This window comes from Nonomuraea jiangxiensis (genome assembly GCF_900099965.1).
In the GTDB taxonomy this organism is placed as follows: domain Bacteria; phylum Actinomycetota; class Actinomycetes; order Streptosporangiales; family Streptosporangiaceae; genus Nonomuraea; species Nonomuraea jiangxiensis.
This window is the reverse complement of sequence record NZ_FNDJ01000023.1, coordinates 129,223-149,380: the sequence shown is the minus strand read 5'-3', so window position 1 is coordinate 149,380 and position 20,158 is coordinate 129,223. Positions and strand designations below refer to the sequence as shown.

Annotated in this window: 22 protein-coding genes; 10 read left to right on the top strand and 12 right to left on the bottom strand. The window is 69.4% G+C overall.

Translation table 11 applies throughout. The features are described 5' to 3' along the window. Positions 1-50 precede the first annotated feature (50 nt). Genes BLS95_RS39270 through BLS95_RS39260 form a run of 3 tightly spaced genes read right to left on the bottom strand, consistent with a single transcriptional unit; the run spans position 51 to position 2,628 of the window. A complete protein-coding gene (locus tag BLS95_RS39270) occupies positions 51-857 on the bottom strand; it encodes an ABC transporter permease (protein ID WP_090943853.1) in 807 nt (268 codons plus the stop codon). After that, on the bottom strand, positions 854-1,843 hold the full coding sequence (locus tag BLS95_RS39265) for an aliphatic sulfonate ABC transporter substrate-binding protein (protein WP_090943850.1): 990 nt from the start codon (positions 1,841-1,843) through the stop codon (positions 854-856). The genes BLS95_RS39270 and BLS95_RS39265 overlap by 4 nt, the downstream gene beginning before the upstream one ends. Further along, positions 1,840-2,628, bottom strand: a complete 789-nt coding sequence (locus tag BLS95_RS39260; protein WP_090943847.1) for an ABC transporter ATP-binding protein — start codon at positions 2,626-2,628, stop codon at positions 1,840-1,842. The genes BLS95_RS39265 and BLS95_RS39260 overlap by 4 nt, the downstream gene beginning before the upstream one ends. A gap of 211 nt (positions 2,629-2,839) precedes the next feature. Between BLS95_RS39260 and BLS95_RS56180 the strand changes: the two genes are divergently transcribed. Continuing rightward, positions 2,840-2,998 (top strand): hypothetical protein, encoded by a 159-nt coding sequence (locus BLS95_RS56180; RefSeq protein ID WP_176993618.1) that lies wholly within the window; start codon positions 2,840-2,842, stop codon positions 2,996-2,998. Here BLS95_RS56180 and BLS95_RS39255 read toward each other — a convergent pair. Further along, positions 2,989-3,570: a TetR/AcrR family transcriptional regulator gene (locus BLS95_RS39255; RefSeq protein ID WP_090943943.1), complete on the bottom strand. Its 582-nt coding sequence runs from the start codon at positions 3,568-3,570 to the stop codon at positions 2,989-2,991. The genes BLS95_RS56180 and BLS95_RS39255 overlap by 10 nt on opposite strands. Before the next feature lie 93 nt (positions 3,571-3,663). Between BLS95_RS39255 and BLS95_RS39250 the strand changes: the two genes are divergently transcribed. Beyond that, complete coding sequence (locus BLS95_RS39250) at positions 3,664-4,524, top strand: NAD(P)-dependent oxidoreductase (protein ID WP_090943844.1); 861 nt, start codon at positions 3,664-3,666, stop codon at positions 4,522-4,524. 652 nt (positions 4,525-5,176) lie between these two features. Here the strand turns inward: BLS95_RS39250 and BLS95_RS39245 are convergent. Then, positions 5,177-6,145 (bottom strand): hypothetical protein, encoded by a 969-nt coding sequence (locus BLS95_RS39245; protein WP_143044047.1) that lies wholly within the window; start codon positions 6,143-6,145, stop codon positions 5,177-5,179. Between the two features lie 53 nt (positions 6,146-6,198). Here BLS95_RS39245 and BLS95_RS39240 point away from each other — a divergent pair, with 53 nt between their 5' ends. Then, a complete protein-coding gene (locus BLS95_RS39240) occupies positions 6,199-7,023 on the top strand; it encodes an aminoglycoside phosphotransferase family protein (protein ID WP_090943838.1) in 825 nt (274 codons plus the stop codon). Between the two features lie 15 nt (positions 7,024-7,038). Here BLS95_RS39240 and BLS95_RS39235 read toward each other — a convergent pair whose 3' ends face one another. After that, positions 7,039-7,302 carry a hypothetical protein gene (locus BLS95_RS39235; protein ID WP_090943835.1) on the bottom strand — a complete coding sequence of 88 codons (264 nt, stop codon included), beginning with the start codon at positions 7,300-7,302 and terminating at the stop codon, positions 7,039-7,041. A 133-nt stretch (positions 7,303-7,435) separates the two neighbouring features. Between BLS95_RS39235 and BLS95_RS56175 the strand changes: the two genes are divergently transcribed. Then, positions 7,436-7,585 carry a hypothetical protein gene (locus tag BLS95_RS56175; protein WP_176993617.1) on the top strand — a complete coding sequence of 50 codons (150 nt, stop codon included), beginning with the start codon at positions 7,436-7,438 and terminating at the stop codon, positions 7,583-7,585. Positions 7,586-8,060: 475 nt separating this feature from the next. Here BLS95_RS56175 and BLS95_RS39230 read toward each other — a convergent pair whose 3' ends face one another. Further along, a complete protein-coding gene (locus BLS95_RS39230) occupies positions 8,061-8,765 on the bottom strand; it encodes a cytidylate kinase family protein (protein ID WP_090943832.1) in 705 nt (234 codons plus the stop codon). A 295-nt stretch (positions 8,766-9,060) separates the two neighbouring features. Between BLS95_RS39230 and BLS95_RS39220 the strand changes: the two genes are divergently transcribed. Continuing rightward, positions 9,061-9,825 (top strand): alpha/beta hydrolase family protein, encoded by a 765-nt coding sequence (locus tag BLS95_RS39220; RefSeq protein WP_090943826.1) that lies wholly within the window; start codon positions 9,061-9,063, stop codon positions 9,823-9,825. A gap of 30 nt (positions 9,826-9,855) precedes the next feature. Here the strand turns inward: BLS95_RS39220 and BLS95_RS39215 are convergent, their stop codons facing one another. From BLS95_RS39215 to BLS95_RS39205, 3 genes are all read right to left on the bottom strand, one after another. Next, positions 9,856-10,746 carry a LysR family transcriptional regulator gene (locus tag BLS95_RS39215; protein WP_090943823.1) on the bottom strand — a complete coding sequence of 297 codons (891 nt, stop codon included), beginning with the start codon at positions 10,744-10,746 and terminating at the stop codon, positions 9,856-9,858. Between the two features lie 228 nt (positions 10,747-10,974). After that, complete coding sequence (locus tag BLS95_RS39210; RefSeq protein ID WP_143044046.1) at positions 10,975-12,228, bottom strand: hypothetical protein; 1,254 nt, start codon at positions 12,226-12,228, stop codon at positions 10,975-10,977. Beyond that, positions 12,225-13,304 (bottom strand): TOMM precursor leader peptide-binding protein, encoded by a 1,080-nt coding sequence (locus tag BLS95_RS39205; protein WP_090943817.1) that lies wholly within the window; start codon positions 13,302-13,304, stop codon positions 12,225-12,227. Before BLS95_RS39205 ends, BLS95_RS39210 begins: the two co-directional genes overlap by 4 nt. Positions 13,305-13,406: 102 nt before the next feature. Here BLS95_RS39205 and BLS95_RS59290 point away from each other — a divergent pair, with 102 nt between their 5' ends. After that, a complete protein-coding gene (locus tag BLS95_RS59290; RefSeq protein ID WP_090943814.1) occupies positions 13,407-13,748 on the top strand; it encodes a QcrA and Rieske domain-containing protein in 342 nt (113 codons plus the stop codon). 126 nt (positions 13,749-13,874) lie between these two features. Next, positions 13,875-14,822 (top strand): DUF1152 domain-containing protein, encoded by a 948-nt coding sequence (locus BLS95_RS39195; RefSeq protein ID WP_090943811.1) that lies wholly within the window; start codon positions 13,875-13,877, stop codon positions 14,820-14,822. A gap of 78 nt (positions 14,823-14,900) precedes the next feature. On the opposite strand, the gene BLS95_RS39190 is transcribed toward BLS95_RS39195, so the two are convergent. Together BLS95_RS39190 and BLS95_RS39185 are read right to left on the bottom strand one after the other, a co-directional pair. Next, the gene (locus tag BLS95_RS39190; protein ID WP_090943808.1) at positions 14,901-15,725 is read right to left on the bottom strand and encodes a hypothetical protein; all 825 of its coding nucleotides are present in this window, start codon (positions 15,723-15,725) and stop codon (positions 14,901-14,903) included. Between the two features lie 156 nt (positions 15,726-15,881). Next, the gene (locus BLS95_RS39185) at positions 15,882-16,532 is read right to left on the bottom strand and encodes a cysteine hydrolase family protein (RefSeq protein WP_090943805.1); all 651 of its coding nucleotides are present in this window, start codon (positions 16,530-16,532) and stop codon (positions 15,882-15,884) included. 258 nt (positions 16,533-16,790) lie between these two features. Between BLS95_RS39185 and BLS95_RS39180 the strand changes: the two genes are divergently transcribed. From BLS95_RS39180 to BLS95_RS59285, 3 genes are read left to right on the top strand one after another with little or no spacing between them, the layout of a single operon-like run. Continuing rightward, complete coding sequence (locus tag BLS95_RS39180; RefSeq protein ID WP_090943801.1) at positions 16,791-17,030, top strand: hypothetical protein; 240 nt, start codon at positions 16,791-16,793, stop codon at positions 17,028-17,030. Next, positions 17,027-17,755 (top strand): ABC transporter ATP-binding protein, encoded by a 729-nt coding sequence (locus BLS95_RS39175; protein ID WP_090943798.1) that lies wholly within the window; start codon positions 17,027-17,029, stop codon positions 17,753-17,755. The genes BLS95_RS39180 and BLS95_RS39175 overlap by 4 nt, the downstream gene beginning before the upstream one ends. Further along, entirely contained in the window at positions 17,752-20,157 is a 2,406-nt protein-coding gene (locus BLS95_RS59285) for an FtsX-like permease family protein (protein WP_090943795.1), read from the top strand. The genes BLS95_RS39175 and BLS95_RS59285 overlap by 4 nt, the downstream gene beginning before the upstream one ends. The last annotated feature ends 1 nt before the right edge of the window (position 20,158 follow it).

Here is a 20,158-nt window from a genome sequence, read left to right as displayed (position 1 = left end):
GATCGCCGCTACAGGCGCGCCGCTCGCAGCGCACCTGTAGCGGTGAATGATCAGGTAGCTCCCGCCAGGAACCGTGACAGCAGCCCCAGCAGCGCATCGGCGGTCTTGCCCAGCAGCGCCAGAAGCAGGATGGACAGGAGCAGAATGTCGGTCCGGCCGGTGTTCTGGCTGTCGATCAGCAGGAATCCGAGTCCCATGGAGGAGGCGATCAGCTCGGCCGCGACCAGGAAGAGCCAGCCCTGGGCCAGGCCGAGCCGCAGCCCGGCGAAAACCGCGGGCGCCGCGTACGGCAACTGAATCCGGGTGAGCAGGCCCAGCCCGCGCAGCCCGTACGCGCGCCCGGCCTCGACCAGGTGCGGATCCACGTGGGCCAGCGCCGCCGACACCGTGGTGTAGACGGGGAAGAACGCGCCGATCGCCACCAGGACGATCTTCGGGCCCTCGGCGATGCCCAGCCAGAGCACCAGCAGCGGAACCCAGGCCAGGGAGGGCACCGCGCGCAGGGCGGCGATGCTGGGTGCGAGCAGGGCCCGGACCGGCGCGTACAGCCCGACCGCAGCACCCGACACCAGGCCCACCGACGCGCCCGCCGCGAACCCCAGCAGCACGCGCTGCCCGCTGATCGCGACATGCTGCCACAACTCGCCGCGCCGCACCAGTTCGGCCACCGCCGCCAGAACGGCCGAAGGCGCGGGGAGCTGGCTCGGCGTGAACACGCCCGCGCCGGCGGCGGCCTGCCAGGCGGCGAGCGCGATCAGCGGCACCACCAGGCCCGCGGCGAGCCTGCCCAGCCGCGCCGACCGGCGGCCACCGGAACGCGACGCGCCGGAGGCCCCCAGAGCGGCACGTCCCGTCACGACGAAGCCTGCGCCTTCTGCGCGAAGCGGGGCTCGAACAGCGAGTCGAGTGCGGTCTTGGCCTCTGCCTCCGAGCGCACCTGGTTCTCCCGGACCAGCGTCGGAAGGATGCGTTCCAGCACCGCACGCTGCTCGGCGCCCGGTACCGGGCTGATCTCGGTCTCGGTCCGTTCCTTCAGCACCACCGTGGCGACTTCGGGGGCGAGCTTGGCCTCGGTGGCCAGCAGCTGGACGGCCTCGTCGGGATGCGCGCCGATCCAGGCGCGTGCCCGCTCGTAGGCGTCCACGACCTTCTGCGCGAGGTCCGGATGCTCGGTGAGGAAGGCTTCGCGGGCGTTGAGGAAGCCGAAGGAGTTGAAGGCGGGGTTCCGGTAGATCAGCTTGGTGCCGGAGTCCACCTGGCTCTGTGCCATCAGCGGGTCCAGCCCCGCCCACGCGTCGACGTCGCCGCGTTCCAGCGCGGTCTTGCCGTCGGCGTGCTGCAGGTTGACGACCTCGACGTCCGTGGCGCGGAGCCCGGCCTCCTCCAGAGCCTGAAGCAGGAAGAAGTACGGGTCCGTGCCCTTGGTGGCGGCGACCTTCTTGCCCTTGAGCTGGTTCACCCGTGAGATGGGTGAGTCCTTGCTCACGACGAGCGCCGTCCATTCGGGCCGGGTGTAGATGCCGATCGTCTTGATGGGGGTGCCGTTGGCGCGGGCCTGCAGCGCGGCGGCGCCGGCGGTGGAGCCGACGTCGATGGTCTCGCCGCGCAGGTTCTCGTTGGCCTTGTTGCTGCCCGCCGACAGCACCCAGGTGACCTTGGTGCCCTTGAGCTCGTTCTCCAGCCAGTGCTGGTGGCGGATGACCAGGCTGAGCGGGTTGTAGTAGGCGTAGTCGAGTCGCAGTTGCCCCGAGGCCGGCGTGGCGGCGCCGCCCTCCCCCTGCACGCAACCGGTGGCCAGGGTGGCGAGCAGGACGAAGGCGAGCAGGGAGCGGAGGTGGGTCATGGAGTGGTCTCCTCGGCGGGGGTGGGTCTGGGGACGCCAAGTCGTTCCAGCAGGTCGGCGCGGAGGACGGCGAGCTCCGGGTAGGCCCGGTCGCGCGGCCGGAGCCAGGGGACGTCGAGGACGGTCGCGACGGTCGCGCCCGCGACCGGCGGTTGGGTGTCGAGCAGGACCACTCGGTCGGCCAGGTGCAGGGCCTCGTCCACGTCGTGGGTGACGAGCAGGACCGTGGTTCCGGCGCCGCGCTGCACCTCGGCCAGCAGGTCCTGCATGCGCAGGCGGGTGAGGGCGTCCAGCGCGGCGAACGGCTCGTCCAGCAGGAGCACGCCGGGCTCTCTGACCAGCGCTCTGGCGAGGGCCGCCCGCTGGGCCATGCCGCCGGAGACCTGGCGGGGCCGGTGCCGGTGGAAGCCCTCAAGGCCGACGACGTCGAGCCAGTGGCCGACGATCTGGCGGCCACTCCCCCGGCCTACGCCCTTGGGCAGGCCGAGGGCCACGTTTCCGGCGAGATCGCGCCAGGGCAGCAGCCGCGGCTCCTGGAAGACCACGGCGCAGCGGTCGTCAATGCCGCGGACGGCACGCCCGTCCACCAGCACCTCGCCGGCCGTCGGCGTCTCAAGCCCGGCCACCAGCTTGAGGAGGGTCGACTTGCCGCATCCTGACGGTCCCAGGATGGCTACGAGCTCGCCCGGCAGGATGTCCAGCTCGATATCCCGCAGCACTGTGTGTCCGTTGCCGAAGGTGTGGCCGATGCCACGCAACCCGACCCCCGCCGCAGTCGCCGCCATAACCCTCCTTTCCTCGCAAAACGACCAAAAAGCCCGCATTTCCTACAGGACAAGACGGAATGATACAGGCGTGTCAGCCGGTCGGCTGCATGCGCCCTTGGGTGGGCACCCACCGCCTCCGCGCGCAACGGCCTCCCCAGGAGGGAAGACCCAGAACGTTATCTGGTGATCGCGACCGAGCCACCCCGGCTCGTACGCCTTGTCCGCGAGCATGCTGAGCGCCCCGTTGGGGCCGCACACGCCGCTGGCGCTGCTCGTTCCCTCATCGCTGAAGAAGATCGAGCCGGGCGTCCGGCAGGAGATCACAATCGCGATCTTCTCACCGGCGGGCCGGGACCGGAGGCTGACCTTCGTCGCCGACTATCGATAGGAGTCGATCAGCCGCGCGAGGTGCCTGCCGGCGATCTCCAGCGGTGCTTCGCTCTGGGAGACCTGCGCCGACAGCTCCGCGCCCTCCAGCGTGTTGATCACGGTGTGGGCGAGGTCGTGCGCCACGTCGCCGGCGAAGCCGGACCGCGTGAGCTTGTCGCGGACGAGCGTGCGCCAGTTTTCGTAGGCGTCCTCTGCCGCCTGCTGGATCTCCGGCGCCCGGCCGACGCTCTCCAGTGCCGTGGTGGTGACGGGGCAACCGTCCAGCCAGCCGGATTCGCGCAGCTCCTCGGCCAGGTCGCGGGTGCAGGCGACGATCGCCGCGGCCGGATCGTCCTCCTTGTCGAACGCCGCGCGCAGGAATTCCGCGAACTCCCTGTCCCCATGGCGGACGGCCTCGACTGCCAGCTCCCGCTTGCCGCCGGGGAAGAAGTGGTAGACCGAGCCGAGCGTGGCCTGCGCCTCCTGGGAGATCTGCTTGAGGCCCGTCGCCTCATACCCCTGCCGTTGCATCAGGCGAGAAGTCGTCCGGACGATCCGCTCCCGGGTGCCGATCTCGTGCTGGGTCCGCATGGTCCCCATTGTACTGGATAGAGCGTTCGTTCTATTCGTGTGCTACGTTGTGCCCTAGATAGAGCGTTCGTTCTAGTGGCGAGGAGAGCTTGGATGAAGTCCGTAACGGTGATCGGGTTGGGCCCCATGGGGCAGGCCATGGGCAGCGCCTACCTCGACAACGGCTACGAGGTGACCGTGTGGAACCGCACGCCCACCCGGGCTGACGCACTGGTGGCACGGGGCGCGAAGAGAGCGGAGTCCGTCGAGGCGGCACTCACCGCCAACACGCTGGTGGTGCTGAGCCTGACCGACTACGACGCGATGGATGCCATTCTGGCGCAGGCTCCGCCCACCGCCCTGGCCGGGCGTACCCTGGTCAACCTCACCTCCGACACCCCGGACAGGGCACGTCAGGCGGCCGTGTGGCTGGCCGAGCGGGGAGCGGTGCAGATCACCGGGGGCGTGCAGGTGCCGCCGCCGGGCATCGGCACGCCGGACGCCATGACGTACTACAGCGGTCCCAAGGACTCGATCGAGGCGCACCGGCCCGCCCTTGAGGTGCTGACCGGGATCGACTACCTCGGCGAGGACCAGGGATTGGCGGCGCTGTACTACCAGATCGGCATCGACATGTTCTGGACAGCGATGGCGGGCTACCTGCACGGTCAGGCGGTGGCGGAGGCCAATGGCATCTCGGCGGAGGTTTTCCTGCCACACGCGGTGAGGACCTTGGAGCTCCGCTATTTCCTGGAGTTCTACGCGCCGCGCATCACCGCGGGCAACCACGAGGGAGACGTCGACCGGATCTCCATGGGCGTGGCGAGCCTGGAACACGTGCTGCACACCACACAGGCAGCCGGCGTGGACGGCTCACTCCCGGCCGCCGTCCTGAAGACCTTCCGCCAAGGCGTCACCGCCGGCCACGGCCAGGACAGCCTCACAAGCTTGATCGGCGTGTTGAAGGCGAGCTGACGTACCGCCGCCCCGCACACCGGGCACCCAGGGCGCGCGGGAACCAGCGCCGGCACGGGGGCTGAGCACGACACGGCAACCATCGCGGCCGTACCGGATGATCGTGTCGGGCTCCAGCCCGGCGTGGTGCTGGTAGTCGAGGAACGTCGGGACCCTGCCGGCGGGCATGGACACGGTCACCTGGTGTGGGATGGTCCGGCTGCCCCAGCCCGCGACATACGGCAGCTCGGCGGGGCTTGCGCCAGGGAACTCCAACCCCTCTTCACGAATCGTCACGGGCTCTCCGCTCCTCAGCGGGTAGACCGCGTTTCGAGCGACGAACATGGCGCTGAAGGAGCTCCTGTTCTGGACGCGATCGTAGAGCGCACATGCCGTAGACGGTTTCAGGAACGGCCGGCCCGCCGGCGCCCACGTCTTCGCGGTGGGTGGTGGTCTCGACATCGACCCGTCCGTCCGTACGAAGGCGCACCCGCGCCTCCCGGCGGAGGGCGCCGCGGGCGGCCAAGGCACGGATCGCAGTGAGGTTCCGCGCGTTCCCCCTCGTGCAGGGCCGCCGCCACCTCAGGATGGGCCTTGAACATCCTGGCCAGCCGATGCGAGATCGTCGGAAACCCTTCCAGGTGTTCGCGGCGGTACGCGTCGCGCACGGCCATCAATGCCGCGCCGCCGGTGAAGATGTACGTGCGGGCCGCCGATTCGAGGATGCCTGCTTGAGCAATAGATCAGCGTTGTCCAGCCCGCACGATATCGCCCGTGTGAGGTCTCCGTGCTGGTAGTACCGGATGGCCAGGTCGTTGAGCCTGATGGACGGCGCTGGTCCCGGATCGTCAAGATGGCCTGCGATGGCATCGCGGGCCATCCAGGTCCGGCGATGATCTCCCCGGCTGGCGTGGTAGCTCGCGAGTGCGCCCAGCAGATCGCATCGGTGCCCGACCCGGTCCACCAGGGTCTCGATCGAGGACGCGAGCTTCTCTGCCTCGTCCAGCAATTCCGCTGGGACGCGTTCGCCGTCTCGCGCGGCGGTTCGTAGCATCTCCGCTGCGGTGTCACATGCCGAGTCGTAATTCCCGGCGTCGCGCGAGGCCGCGATGTCGTGGAGCGCTTGAGAAGCCGGGCTGGGGCGTAGGTTCCGCAGCAATGACTCGGCGTGAAGACGTTCTGGGGAATTCGGAGCGGCGAAGTCCACGGCCGCACGCAGGAACGGGATGGCCCGCCCGCTCTCGCCGAGTTTCTCCCAGGCCGTGAGGCCGGTGCCGATCCTACGGATGAGCGCCGCATCGGTGATGGAGCCGTCAGGCGCGGTGTCCTCCGGTCGGCTGAGGAGCCGGGCCGCGACCTCAAGCCAGGTCCGCGCCTCGGTGGCGAGCGACGCCACGGGCATGTCGCCAAGGATGTGGGCGAAGGGCAGAACACACCTGTACACGAAGATGGCGCGGAGCGTGGCATGGTGCAGGTTGCCGGGGTCCGTGGGGTAGGTGTCGGGGCGGCCAGGATCAACTCTCGTCGTGACCGCGCCCCCTTGAAGGTGGGCATGATGACGCTCGTCCCACGTCATCAGCTCCTGGAACGCGCGCTGGACGTGACCGCGCAACTGCTCCACGAGCTCGGTGTTGAGGAGCATAGTCACGAGCCAACGACCAACGGCGGAAATCAGTCCAAATCCCGGTCCGGCCCATGACGGCTGACCGATTCAGTACGCACGACCTCGAACTCGGCGACGACATCGTCATCAAGCGATACACGTCGTGGCACCGAGGAGAGCCCCACCGAGAATGGGCGGCGCTGCAGCTCCTCGCCCAACACGCACCTGGCCTGGCGCCCACACCGGTCCGCGCCACCCTCAACGCCCGCCCTCCCACGATCATGATGACCAGGTTGCCGGGACGCGTCCTGCGCGGTGAACACGCCACTGACGAGCAGATCTGCGCGATGGCCGCCGCACTGAACCGGCTGCACAAGGCGATCCCCACGCACGTGGTCGCGGCGGTCGAGCCCGCCGCGTCGTGCCCTACCGTAGCCGTGGCCAAGGCCCGCGCCCGGGCCGACCAACACCCTGACCTCGGCGAGGACCCACGGGTACGCCAGGCATTCCAGGCGGGCACTGCCTGGCTGTCCTCCGCCAATCCGGACAAACTCACTACCAATCCACTGCCGCCCGTCCTCGGGCTGGCGGACGGCAACCATGCCAACGTGCTGTGGGACGAGCACGAGGGCCGCGTACGCTTCATCGACTGGGAAGATTCCGGCCGCAACGATCGCGCCTTCGAACTCGCCGAGGTCTGTGAACACATCTCCCGCCTCGACGGCACCCTGGAGGCCGAACAACTGCTGGCTCACCTCGACATGGCTCCCTCGGAAGCCGAGCGCGTGCACGAGTTCCGCCGCCTGATCGCACTAGGCTGGTTTCTCCAACTCGGCCCCACCGGCCCGGCCACCCCGCACAACCCGGTGGGCACCTTGGAACGCCAGGCCGACCGTGTCCTGTACCTGCTCGGCTGAAAGCGATCACTTCCGCTACGGTTCGTACGTTCCTGGCCGGTAGCGGTGTGCGGGGTGGTCGCCTGCCGGGTTGAGCTTGGCACCTGTGGAGTCCCGCGCTTCGAGTGCGGCAGCGTAGTAGCGGCGACGCTCGGCGATGAGCTGCTCGACTTGCTCGTCGGTGATGTCGGGCAGCTTGCGGAGGTCTTCGAGGAGGAGATCTCGGTGGGGGTGGTCGCTGGCGGTGGCGTGTCGGCGCGTGCGTTCGACGCCGGCGCTGTACAGGAGCTGGTGGGGCACGATGCCCCAGGTGTCGAAGCTCCGGTAGACCGCTTGCCACAGGAGCCAGACGTCCTGGACCCTGGCGGTGTTCGGCGACCAGGATCATGGCGAGCTCGATGCCATGCCGAAAACCCCATGAGTGCCCGTGTGAGTGCGTCTCCTGTACGAGCAGGAATCGCGCGAAGTCGATGTCCACGGGCCCTGGGCGGCGGATCAGGTCTTCGAGGACCCGCTGCCGATCTCTCCAGGTCACGTCGACGGGTCGGCCGTGCTCGTCGGTATCGCCCTCGAACGCGAGTAACGCCCAGAGCTCAGGATCTTCGAGCCACCAGTCGGAATCGGGGAAGGGGACGTCGTCGGGGCCGGTCACGTTGTCCCTCCCGTGGCCGCCTGATCGGCGGTGAGGTAGCGGTGCAATGAGGTTTCGGAGACGCCGGTCTTGGTGGCCAGCGCCAGCAGCAGGAAGGCGATCCACGATGCCGGCGGACGTCAGCGCGTCGCGTTTCCGCCCCAAAGACTGCTTTGTGGTGGGAACGCGAGCATAGACCAGTTCCAACCCGGTCTGAGGGCGTATGTCGTCGTCCGCCATCCCGACAATCTAGATGCGCCAGCCCTTCTGCTTGGGGATATCGGCCGACGCGGGCCGACACTGCACGCCCAACTGGTGGACCAGGCCGACCTTGGCCCCCAACTCCACCCCACGCTCTGGCCCGGGAGTAGACGTCGACCTTGCCGCGGAGGGACATCGGGCGTGGCCGGTGACCGGTCCGCGATTGTCAAATCCTGTGTATCGATGAGTGTGGTCGGACTTCCCAGGTCGGTCGTTGGAGCTGATCGTTGTACACGATGATGTCGGCGTGGTCGGTTGGGCGGGCTGTGGCGAAGTAGAGCTGTTGGGCGGGGATATAGCGGTTGCGCCAGGACCGTTCGATTTCGGCGGTGTCGGCGGTGGATCCGGCCGGCGCTGTGCCTCGGTCCCGGGCGCGATCTACCGTCTGCTCGAAGGGGACGGACACGAAGATGCGCAGGTCCCACCGGTCGATGAGTTCTGGGCGCAGGAGGAAGACACCGTCGAAGAGCAGTACGGCGTCTGCGGGGGCGGTCGCGGCCGGCGGGGACGATGGGGTGTCGGTGTCTCTGTCGTAGACCGCGTGTTGGAACCTTCGGTCTCCGCCCGGGCCCAGCGGATCGAGCAGGACCCGGCACAGCGCGGCGTGGTCGTGGGCGTCGAAGTAGCAGCCTTCGGCCGAGTACTGGCCGCGTCGGTAGCGCTGTGCGCGGGGGAAGAGGAAGTCGTCGATGGTCGCGCGGATGACGTCGCGGTCCTGCGCGCGCAGGACGACGGCGAGCTCGTCGGCCAGCGTGGTCTTGCCGGCGGCGGGCGGCCCGTCGATGGCGACCCGCAGTGGGTGCGCGGTCGTGACGGACCTGATCGCCTCGACCAGCCGACTGATGAGCTCGCCGCGGGTGCCTTGGTCCATTGCTGCCTCTCTCACGGTGTCTCTGTTCAGCACCACACGTCAGGCTGCGGTCGCCGGCTCGCGTTCGACGAGGACGCCTCGTTCGAAGCGGGCTCCGGCACCGACGAGGGCGACATCGCGGCAGACATCGCGGTCGGCCGCGACCGGTTCGCGGAGCACGGGTGGGCGATGAACTCCTCGGCGTTGGCCGGTCGCCACTGCCAGGAGCAGGCGTTGGTGAACTCCACCAGCCGCGCATCGCCTCCAAGACGATAATCCTTTGACTGCCGGCGCAGTGGCGATCGAAACTGGCCGAATGGCTGTCACCGAACGGCGCGAAGTCCGCGAGTTGAGCGATGAAATCGCCGGTGTTCCCGCGCTGGCCCGCTTCCAGGGCTCGCCGGAACGCGCCGCCGAGTGCGGAACGGTGCTCTTCTACCACGGCTTCTCCGGTCACAAGGAGAAAACGGCCGCCTACCTGACCGGGATCGCCGAAGGCGGATTCCTGGCGATCGGGCTCGACGCCGTGGGGCACGGCGCGCGCCGCCGACCTGATTTCGACGAAGTTTTCTCCGACGAGCGGTGGGATACCGACTTCGAGGCCACGGAGTCGGACTTCATACGGGTCGTCCAGGATACGGCCGCCGAGGTTCCCGCCATCATCGACGCGCTTTGTGACCGCGGCTGGGCGTATCCGGACCGGGTGGGCATCGCCGGGCGATCACTCGGGGCCGAGGTCTCCTACCTGGCCGTGCTGATCGACCCCCGGCTCCGGGCAGCCACACCGATCGTCGGCAGCCCGGAATGGGCGCTGCCGTGGCCTGAGAGCCCGCACCGGCATCCGGAGCGCTTCTTCCCAGTCGCTATCCTTTCGCAGGCCGCTGAGAACGATGAGTATGTCCCGACTTCCGGCATCCGGGCCTTTCATCACCTCCTCGCGCAGCACTACGTCGCCGATCCCGCACGCCTGGAATACGTCGAATACCCGGGTGTGGGCCATGCCCTGTCGCCGCAGTTCAACGACCAGACGATTCGCCGCATCGTCACCTGGTTCCGCCGCTGGCTTGCCCAGTCCGACTGAGTGGCGTCGCGGGCCACGTTGAAGGGGTTGCTACGGCTTGGCCACCTCGCGCAGGGTGGTGAGGAGTTCGCGGAGGGCGGGCTGGCCCAGAGAGGTCTCTCGTACCGCCGCGTGGATGGCTCTGACCGGCTCAGGGCCGCTGAGCTCGCGGACGACGACCGCAGGGTGGCGACCGGCCAGTCCCATGTTCGGGATCAGTGTCGCGCCGACACCGGCCGCGACGAACGCCTGGGCCGTGGTGTAGTCCTCGGTCTCCACCTCGAACTCCGGACGGAAACCCGCCGCCGAGAAGCCTTCCAGCATCGCGTCGAGGCAGAGGCCGGGCCGCTCGCTGCCGATCCACCGCTCGCCCGCCAGGTCGGACAGCTTCAGTACGGGTTGTGAGGCGAGCGGGTGTCCCAAGGGCAACACGACGCGGTAGGGGTCGTCGAGCAGGTGGGTCAGCCGGATGCCTTCGTGGACCTGACAGTGCGGCCGGACCACGATGGCCAGGTCGGCCCGTCCCTGCATCACGTCGGGTAGAGGGTCGTCGGGGTCGGTCATCTTCAGGTCGATCTGCACGTCCGGACGGTCCTGGCGGAGCCGGGCGAGCGCTGGGGCCACCAGAGTGGCGCCCGCCGTGGCGAAGTAGCGGATCGACAACCGCCCGGTGCGGGCGTTCCGCAGGTCGGCGAGTGCCGCTTCGGCCTCGGCCACCTGCTGTTCGATGACGGCCGCGTGCCTGGCGAGCAGCCGTCCCGCCATCGTGGGCTTGATGCCCCGGCCGATCCGTTCCAGCAGGGCGATGCCGGCCTGTTTCTCCAGCGCCCTCACCTGCTGGCTGATCGCCGACGGGGTGTAACCCAGGGCGACCGCGGCGGCGCTCACCGACCCGCTGGTGACGACTGTGTGGAGGACCTGCATGCGTTGTGCATCAAGCATGTAGCTCAGCTTAAAGGTAGTCGCACAACCTTGCACTTGTCCTGTTGCTTTCGTCTGCGGCAACGTTTCAGCTCGACCGGCAGAACGAGAGGTGGACGATGATCTACAGGGCGTGAACGCGCATAGGCGTGCTCGTTCTGTTGTGAGGGCCGGCCTCCCTGGGGATCAAGGTCGCTCTGGAGTCCGCGGCCGGCGCAAGCGGGCGTACAGGTGCCAGAACGGGCGCCGTCATGACCTTCGCCGGTGGAACCAGTGGCGGTGCCCTCGGACGAACGTCACCAGGAACAGCAGTTGGAGGCCACCCTCGACCAGGATGAGCAGCGCGGCGTCGACTGCGGTGAGGAGGGGACCGCCGTGGAACCCGTTCCAGATCGCGGCCAGCGCATGAGTCAGCGCGCTGACGACGATCGGAGCGCCGTAGAACGCGAAAACCGTCAGCGTGATGGAACTGCCCACTCCGAGGGCCAGCGCATAGATCCTGACGGCGCGCCGCTCGTGCGCGGGCAGCTCGGCGGTGGGGTCGGTCACCGGCGAGCCCCGCTTGCGGAACGGGAAAACCGCCCTGGCCAGCAGATGCCGGACGTAACCGAGACCGTCGCCGAAGAGGTCCTTGCAGCGCAGCAGATCGCGTAAGACGAAGTAGAGGTCGGTACGCATGTAGATCAGAGCCTGGAGGGGCAGGCTCAGCAGCGCGGTCAGCGTGAACGCCCGCAACAACGCCACGGCCAGGTCGGGCAACGGGAGGAACGCGACGGCCAGCGACATGACCGCGATGAGGAACACATCGGAGGCCATCCCCGCCAGGTAGACGCGGTACCGGCGCCGCCGCGGCACGCCCCAGATCGCGGTGACGTCGGTCTGTACGACCAGGTAGTGCAGCCTGGTGCTGAGCCCGATGCGGGCCGGTGCGCCCAGCGAGCGCGCGGCGATCAGGTGCATCATCTCGTGGACGCTGGCGAGGACGGAGAAGAAGGCCGTGTTGACCAGCACCGAAAGCCCGGTGTAGTCGCTCCAGAAGAAGTCCTGGTGCCGAGGGAGCAGGTCGCCTCGGGTGAGGACGGTCACCGACGCGGCCGCGACCACGGCGAGCCAGAGCAGTTTCATCGGCTTGGTGAACACCCATCGAACGTGGCGTTCGGTCACGCGGGCGAAGTGGCCGGCGACGGCCGCGGGCTCCGAGCCGGACAGGAGGCGCCCGTCGACCTCGGCCACGAAGGCGAGGTCGGACAGGGCCTCCACGAACGCGGCCACATCCAGCTCGACATCATGCTCGGCCGCGATGGCGGCTTCCACGTCCTCGACCCGCCGCCCCTCACCGAGCAGCCGGATCACCTCCCCGCACACCGAAGGCAGTTCGACGAACTCGCCGAGATCCGGGCGGCCCACAATGATCGCATCAGGGTCGTCGTCGTCGGGACGGACCACGAGAGCGTGAAACCGTACGATGCTGGCCGCGCCGACCTCGACCGCCTGGACGCTCACGGAGCGCCCGGCCCGCAGACCGGGCACTCGTCGTCACGCGGAACATCGATGTAGTACTGGTGATCCCAGACGGCGAGATTCCAGTGGAAGACCCTGCCGCGGGTCTGCGCCGGCAGGCCGCCAAGCTGATACAGCACCTCCAGCGCGCACAGATGCCCGCTGATGTTGGCGCTGGCCGCGACCACCGCGTTCGGCCGCGACTCGGTCAGCAGCCGCCCGAGGTCCTTCTCCTTGCGCCCCTCTTCCTGCCGGTCCAGGCAGGCCCAGCAGCCGGTGTCACCCGGAACGAACGAGCCCACCACGACCATCGGCCCGGTGTACAGGCTCATGAACCACGGGGTGCCGGTACGCAGTGCCGCTTCGTTGGTCCACTCGACGATCTCCGGATGCGGCTCGTCCGCGCACAGGACGAACATGTCGCAGTCGGCCATCAACTCCGCGACGTCATCCGGACCGCTGACCTTGGTGTCGCTCCCGGTCACCCGGACCGCGCCGTTCATCGCCCGCAAGCGGCTGATCGCCTGCTCGACCTTGGGCCTGCCCAGATCACCCTCGGTGTACAGGAGTTGGCGGGTCAGGTTCGACTCTTCGACGTCGTCGAAATCCGCGATCCGCAGTGCCCCGAGGCCGCTCGACACCAGCCCCGCCGCGACAGCCGATCCGGTGCCACCCACACCGAGCAGGCTCACCCTGGCATCCTTGATCCTTGACTGGATCTCATGGGGTGACGTACGCGGGGACGTGTCGATCCAGCTGAAGAAATGGCGCGCCGATTCGTGGCGGGCGATCTCCCGTTCGGTCAGGTTCGCCGGTACGGGCGCCCCGGCGTCCTCGACGAAACCGCTGTCGACGAGGTCGTCGATGACGCCGCGTACGCTGTCATCGTCCACGTCGGGATGGGTCTTCGCGAAGTCGGCGCAGATGTCCTCGACGGTCCGGGTGCCGTCCATGAGGGCCAGAATCCTGGCGATGCTGCCGTCTTCGTCGTCGGCTATCTCGGAGGCCACCCCGAACTGCGACAGACCGATGACGATGCGGTTTCCGGGCAGAAAGAATGGCTGATGAACGCGCTTCACGCTGGGAACATGCACCCCGTCGGGCCCCCTTGATTCCGGTGCACAGACAAACGGGACCGGCCGGACGAGAGCCGGCCGGTCCCTACGTATCTTGATCAGCCGCTGGCTCCCACGTCCGTAGCGTCCGCACCCGCCGGAGACGGTGCCGGCGGAGGGGACGGCGCGGGCCTTGCGAGGACCGCGGACATCCCCGAGGGCGGAGGCAAGATCTTCGCGGACCGGAAAATCGTTGTCGTCCAGCCCACCGCGGGCGAGTTCCGGGCCTTCAGCGCCACCTGTACCCACCAGGGGTGCACCGTGGACAACGTCTCAGGCGGCATGATCAATTGCCCGTGCCATGGCAGCATGTTCAACCTCGACGGCACCGTCATGGGCGGTCCGGCCACCAGGCCGCTGCCGCAGGTGCAGATCAAGGTCGACGGGGACACGATCTCACTCGCCTGAACATGGCGGGCCGCCGCACCCGGGAGTATGACGGGTGAGACGATCCGGCCAGATGCGCATCCCGCCGTCCACCACCACCGTGCTCCCCGTGAGCACGGTGGCCACAACGACGGCAAGATGTGATGCATGTTCGACTCGCCCCTGTCCGCCCGGCTTGAGCGTTGCAGCCGTATCCTCGTCGCCGGCGCAGGCGGGGGCTCCGATGTGTACGCCGGGTTACCCCTCGCCCTGTCCCTCCGGGAGGCCGGAAAGGAGGTGCACCTGGCCAACCTGTCGTTCAGCCATCTCGACGCCCTCGACCTTGACGTCTGGCTGTACGAAGACGTCGCGGAGATACGCCCCGACACCCTGGCCCGTGACTGGTACTTCCCCGAAGGCTGCCTGGCGCGCTGGCTGGCCGGGCACGGCCAGCCGTCGACCGTGTACGCCTTCCGCAAGGTGGGCGTCCTCCCGCTGCGTAACGCGTACGCCAAGCTCGCCGAACACCTCGATCTGGACGCGGTCGTCCTGGTGGACGGCGGCACCGACATCATCATGCGCGGCGACGAGGCCGGCCTCGGCACCCCGGCCGACGACATGACGAGCCTGGCCGCCGCCCACGCCCTCGACATCCCCGAGAAGGTCGTGGCCTGCCTGGGCTTCGGAGTGGACGCCTATCACGGCGTCAACCACGTACAGGTGCTGGAGAATCTGGCCGCCCTGGAACGCGACGGCGCCTACCTGGGCGCGTTCTCCGTCTCCAGATCCACGAAGGCGGGCGCGCTCTACCTCGACGCCGTCGCCCACGCCCAGGCCGAACTGCCGGCGTACCCGAGCATCGTGAACGGCTCGATCGCGGCGGCGGTGCGCGGCGAGTTCGGGGACGTGCGCTTCACCGACAGGACCAAGGGCAGCGAACTGTTCATCAACCCGCTGATGGGCATCTACTTCGCCGTGGACCTCGACGCGCTGGCCCGGCGCTCGCTCTACCTGGACCGCCTCCAGGACACCGTGCTCATGCGCCAGGTCCACTCCGTCGTCGAGGCGTTTCGCGACGAGGTGACGCCCCGCCCGCCGAAGTCGTTCCCGCACTAGGCGTGGGAGACGGCCGAACCGTACGCAGCCGCCGGGGGAGTTGATCGCTTGGCGCTTGCCGTTCCGCCGGTACGCGGGTCACACCGGGCGGCGGTCGACGGTCTCGCAGTCGCCCGACACCTGCGGGTCCGCCAGGTCGACGCGGATGACGTCGATTCCGGTACCGCAGCTCAGGTCCGCCACGTCGGCCCTGGAGCCGTCGGCGCCCGCGGGTTCGAGGGCATCGACCTCGTCGTCGCCGTTGCCGCCGCGCAGCGCGTCGGCGCCCTCACGGCCCACGATCCGGTTGTCGTTCGAGTTGCCCCGCAGCGAGTCGTTGAAGTCGCTGCCGAGCAGGTTCTCGACGGTGGTGTCGATGTTGTCGTGGTCGGCGTTGAGGCGGCCGTCGTCGGCCTGGCCGTCCATGTCGACCAGGACGCCGGACGGGCTGGCCCCGTAGTCGGCGGCGTCGATGTCGGCACCGCCGATGAACGTGACGTTGCCGCCGGTGGTGTCGGCGGGGCCGAAGTAGGTGTCGTTGCCCGTCCCGCCCTCGAAGCGGGTGATGAGCGGGGTGTTCGCCCGGACCTCGTCGGGGCCGCCGAGGGTCACCAACCTGATGGCCCTGATCGGTGCGCCCTCACAGAGGACCATGTTGGCACCGCCGTTCCGGCGGCAGCCCTCGCCGGGCTCGATGCTGGTGCCGGTGGTGTCCTCCAGGGTGATGATCCTGCCGCCGCCGGTGCTGACCAGCTTCAGCTTGTTCGCTAAGTCGCTCCCTTCGTAGTGGAGTTCATCGGTGCTGGTGACGTGAGCCGTGGGAGCCACGGCCGCGGCGTGCCCGGGGGTCGCCAGGGTGCCGGCGAGCACGGCGGTGGCCGCGGCGAGCAGCGTCAGCCGGTTGAATGACTGGGAGACTTGCATGGTTCTGTCCTTTTCGTCAGTGGTGGGAATTCCGAGGGATCTTCGTGTCGCGACGAAGACCTCCATCGGCTGCGGCACCATGAAAGGACAGTCCGGCGTCGGGCAGCACGTCGAACGACGCACAATCGCTGTGCTCTGCCGTACAACCCCCTCGCCTCAGCGAAGCATGCGATCGACCACTTCCTCGGTCGTGGGCACCGAATGAGCGAGGAACCGATAGTTGGTGATCGCCGCTTTGTAGCCATCGCCCCAGTCAGGATGCCGTGGTCCAGCGGTCGCGTCCCTTACCACCGCCACCTCGAAGCCTTGCTCCAGGAATTCGCGCAGGTGGGATTCGACGCACAGGTTCGCCAGCATGCCGCCGAGAACGATCCTGGCGATTCCCCGCTTGCGCAACTGCAGGACCAGATCGTTGGTCTGCGGCCCGAACACCTTGTGGGGACTGGCGACGATCGTTCTGCCGTCTTCGATGTAGGGCTTGAAGCGTTCCAGCCAGTCCGCGCCGGAGCCGCGGAAACCGCTCAGATCCAGCGGACCGCTTCGCGCGAACGTACGGGTCCGGAACTCCTCGGCCTCCAGCGGCCCATTGAACGTCCAGTCGCTGTCGGTGGGATAGAAATAGTGAGGCGATATGAAAACGTCATAGCCCCGCTTCTTGGCGGCCCGGAAAATACGCTCCATATTTTCGACGGTGCCGTTTTCGGTGACGCTCGCACCGACCGCCGCCCAGCTCGTTCCGTTCTCGCTCAGCACGTCGTTCTGCGGGTCGATGAACACCACCGCGGTGTCGGACTGTTGAATTTCCATGCCCTGGCCCCTTTGCCGTTTCCCCGGCTCGTCGTCCGAGAGAGCGGCCCATCGGACTACCCTTCCGGTCGGCCCGCAAGCGCCGTTCCGAGGTTGATTGCCGAGATTTGGGCCTGGCTCAGGGGGCAGGCCGGGGCCTGGTTTACCGACACGGTGGTGACGATTGCCAGAAGCGAGCCGACACTACAGAAAGCTGTACCGCCTCTTGGGCAGTGTGCCGGATTTTCCGGGTCGGCCGCGGTTTCTAGGTTTGTCGCCATGAACGATCCCTATCGCATCGAACCGGAGCACCGCCCGGCCGCGCCCAGGTGCCGGGACGGCCGGCCCGGGCTGAAAGCGCTGCTGTGGGTGGTGCTCGTCGTCGGCGTGGCGGTGAACCTGGTGGCCGGCCTCGCGATGGGCGATGACGTCACCGTGGCGGGGCTGGCGGGCGGGCTGGTCGGACTGGCCGCCCTCATCGGCCTGATCATGCTCTTCGTCAACGGACGCCGCTCATGAGGCCGGTCGTCACGCTGGACCGGGTCACGAAACGCTACGGCGACCTGGTCGCACTCGACGAGGTCACGCTGGCCGTTCCCCAGGGGAGGTTCGTGGCGGTGATGGGGCCGTCGGGCTCGGGCAAGAGCACGCTGCTGCACTGCGCGGCCGCGCTCGACCGGCCGACGTCGGGCACGGTCAAGATGGGCGGCACGGACGTCGGCAGGCTGTCGGAGACCAAACGTACGGTGCTGCGCAGGAAGCACGCGGGTTTCGTGTTCCAGTCGTACAACCTGCTGCCTGCCATCAGCGTCCAGGACAACATCACGCTGCCGCTGCGGCTGGCCGGCGTGCGGCCGGACCGGGAGTGGCTGGACGAGCTGGTGCACCGGGTCGGCCTGCGTGACCGGCTGCACCACAAACCCGCCGCACTGTCGGGCGGGCAGCAGCAGCGGGCGGCGATCGTCCGCGCGCTGGCCGCGCGTCCCGACGTGGTGTTCGCCGACGAACCCACGGGCGCGCTCGACCTGCGCAGCGCCGGCCAGGTGCTGGACCTGCTGCGCGAGCTCGTCGACGAGCTGGGCCAGACCGTCGTCATGGTCACTCACGATCCCGCCGCGGCCACGCGCGCTCACGAGACGCTGGTCATGGCCGACGGCAGGGTGATCGACGTGCTCGACGCCCCGGCGCCGGAGGAGCTGGCCGTACGGCTGACGCGCCTGGCCGGAGGGGAGCCGGTCAGGTGATCAGGATCGCACTGGCCATGGCCAGGATCGGCGGGCTCGTCGTGGTCTTCGTGGCCGTACTGGGCGGGATGGCGCTGCTGACCGCGACCGGGGTGATCGTGGACTCCGGCTTCCGGTCGCAGCTCCCGCTACGACTGGTCCAGGCGGAGGTGATGGTGTCCGCGCGGCAGTCGATCCCGGTCAAGGAGGACCTGCCGGTCGCGCTGCCGGAACGGGCGCCTGTGCCCGGCTCGCTCGTCGGGGTCGTCCGCGAGGTTCCCGGCGTGGCGGCCGCCGTCGGCGACCTCAGTTTCCCTGCCGCCGTCGTCAGCGGGACGAGCCCTCCTGTCCCCGGCGGGCCGGCCACGGCAGGTCACGGCTGGTCGTCGCTCTCGCTGAGCGGACGGCTCACGGCGGGGCGCGTGCCACGTGGCCAGGACGAGATCTCCCTGCGCGACGGGAGGCTCGGTGAGCGGCTCCGGGTGGTGGCGGGCGGCCGTCCGGCGACGTACCGGGTGACGGCGCTGGTGGACGCGCCCGGCCTCTACTTCTCCGACGCCGCCGCCGCGACGCTGGCGGGCAGGACGTCCGGCGGGCGGGCGGGCACGGTGGACCTCGTGGCCGTCCGCGCCGCCGCCGGGGTGAGCCCCGACGAGCTCGCCCGCACGCTGCGGCAGCGGCTCGGCGACCGGTACGAGATCGCGACCGGCCGCTACCGTTCCGACGCCGAGTCGCCGGGCGCGGTGGCCGGGCGCGGCCTGCTGCTCGTGCTGCCCGGCTCGATCGGCGGCGTCAGCCTGATGATCGTGGGTTTCGTCGTGGGCGGCGGGCTGTCGCTGTCGATCAACCGGCAGCGCCGCGAGCTGGCCCTGCTGCGGGCGGCGGGCGCGACTCCACGCCAGGTACGCCGCGTGGTCGCCGTCCAGGGCCTCGCGGCCGCCGCCCCGGCGCTGGCACCCGGCGCGGCCCTGGGCTATTTCCTGGCCGCCCGTCTCGGGGACCTGCTGGTGGGCATCGGGGCGCTGCGGGCCGACCAGCCGCTGGTGTACGGGCCGTTGCCGGCGATCGCCGCCGCACTGTTGCTGCTCGGGGTCGTCAGGGTGGCGTCGTGGGCCGCCTCGCTCCGCGTCTCGCGCATGCCGGTCGTCTCCGGCGTCGCCGACCTCGGTGAGCCGTCACCGTTCCGGACGAACGCGGGCCTGCTCCTCATCCTGGCCTCACTGGTGCTGTCGGGCGCGCCACTCGCCGTACGTACCGAGGCCGCCGCCATCGGCCCGGCCACAGCCGCTCCGCTCGCGGTGATCGGGCTGGCACTGGCCGGCCCCCGGCTGGTGCAGCGGGCGGCGGGCGCGTTGGCCCGATCCCGCTTCGTGGCCCGCCTGTCCGGCCCCTGCTGGCTGGCCGTGCACAACACGCACGGTCACGCGCTGCGGACGGCGGGCGCGGTCGCCGCCCTCGGCATGGTCGTCACGCTCGGCCTCAGCGTCACGCTCACCCAGACCACGCTCGCCGAGGCGCGGTCGGCGCAGGCCGCGCCGGCCATGCGGGGGCTGGTCACCATCACCGCGCCGAGCCTGAGCGGCATCCCGCGGGGCCTGCTGGAGGAGGTTCGTGAGCTCACTCCGGCAGCCGGGATGGTGACGACCACGGTGGTGACCGGGCCGCTCGCGTTCGCCGACAACCCGCGATTGACGGCGCGGCCCGTCCTGGGGCTGGGGCCGGACGCCGAGGGGCTGGTCGACCTGGACCTTGTGGACGGCGCTCTGAGCCGGCTCACGGGCGCGGCGGTCGCGCTGGACGAGCAGGTGGGCCGGGTCGGCGAGCGCCTGGACGTGATCATGGGCGACGGCGCCCGGGTCGAGGCCACGGTGGTGGCCACCTACCGGCGCGGGCTCGCCTTCGGGCCGATCGTGGTCTCCCGTGATCTGGCCGCCGCGCACACCACGACCGGCCTCGACAGCGCCATCATGGCCAGGCCCGCGGCACTCGCCCCGTTGCTGGCCCGCTGGCCCGCCGTCGAGGTCACGGGAGCGACGCAGGGGCCGCAGGCGGGCGTGGCCTCGGGGCAGGCGCTGGTGAACCTGGCGGTGCTGGCCGTACTGCTGGCGTACCTGCTGGTTGCGGTGGCGAACCGGCTGGTGGCCACGACCACGGCGCGGCGCGACGAACTGGACGTGCTTCGCCGGCTGGGCGCGACCCCTCGCCAGCTGCGGCGCATGATCCGCTGGGAGGCGGTGCTGATCGCGGCCGGCGCGTCGGGGGCGGGCATCGTGCTCGCCGCCGTGCCGCTGGTCATGCTCGGCATCGGCTTCCTCTCGCGCCCGGTGCCGGCCGGACCGTTGTGGTTGGTTCCCGGGTCCGTACTGGTGGTGGGATTGGTAGTGTGGCTGGCCGTTGAGCTGCCCGCCAGAAGGATCCGGTAAT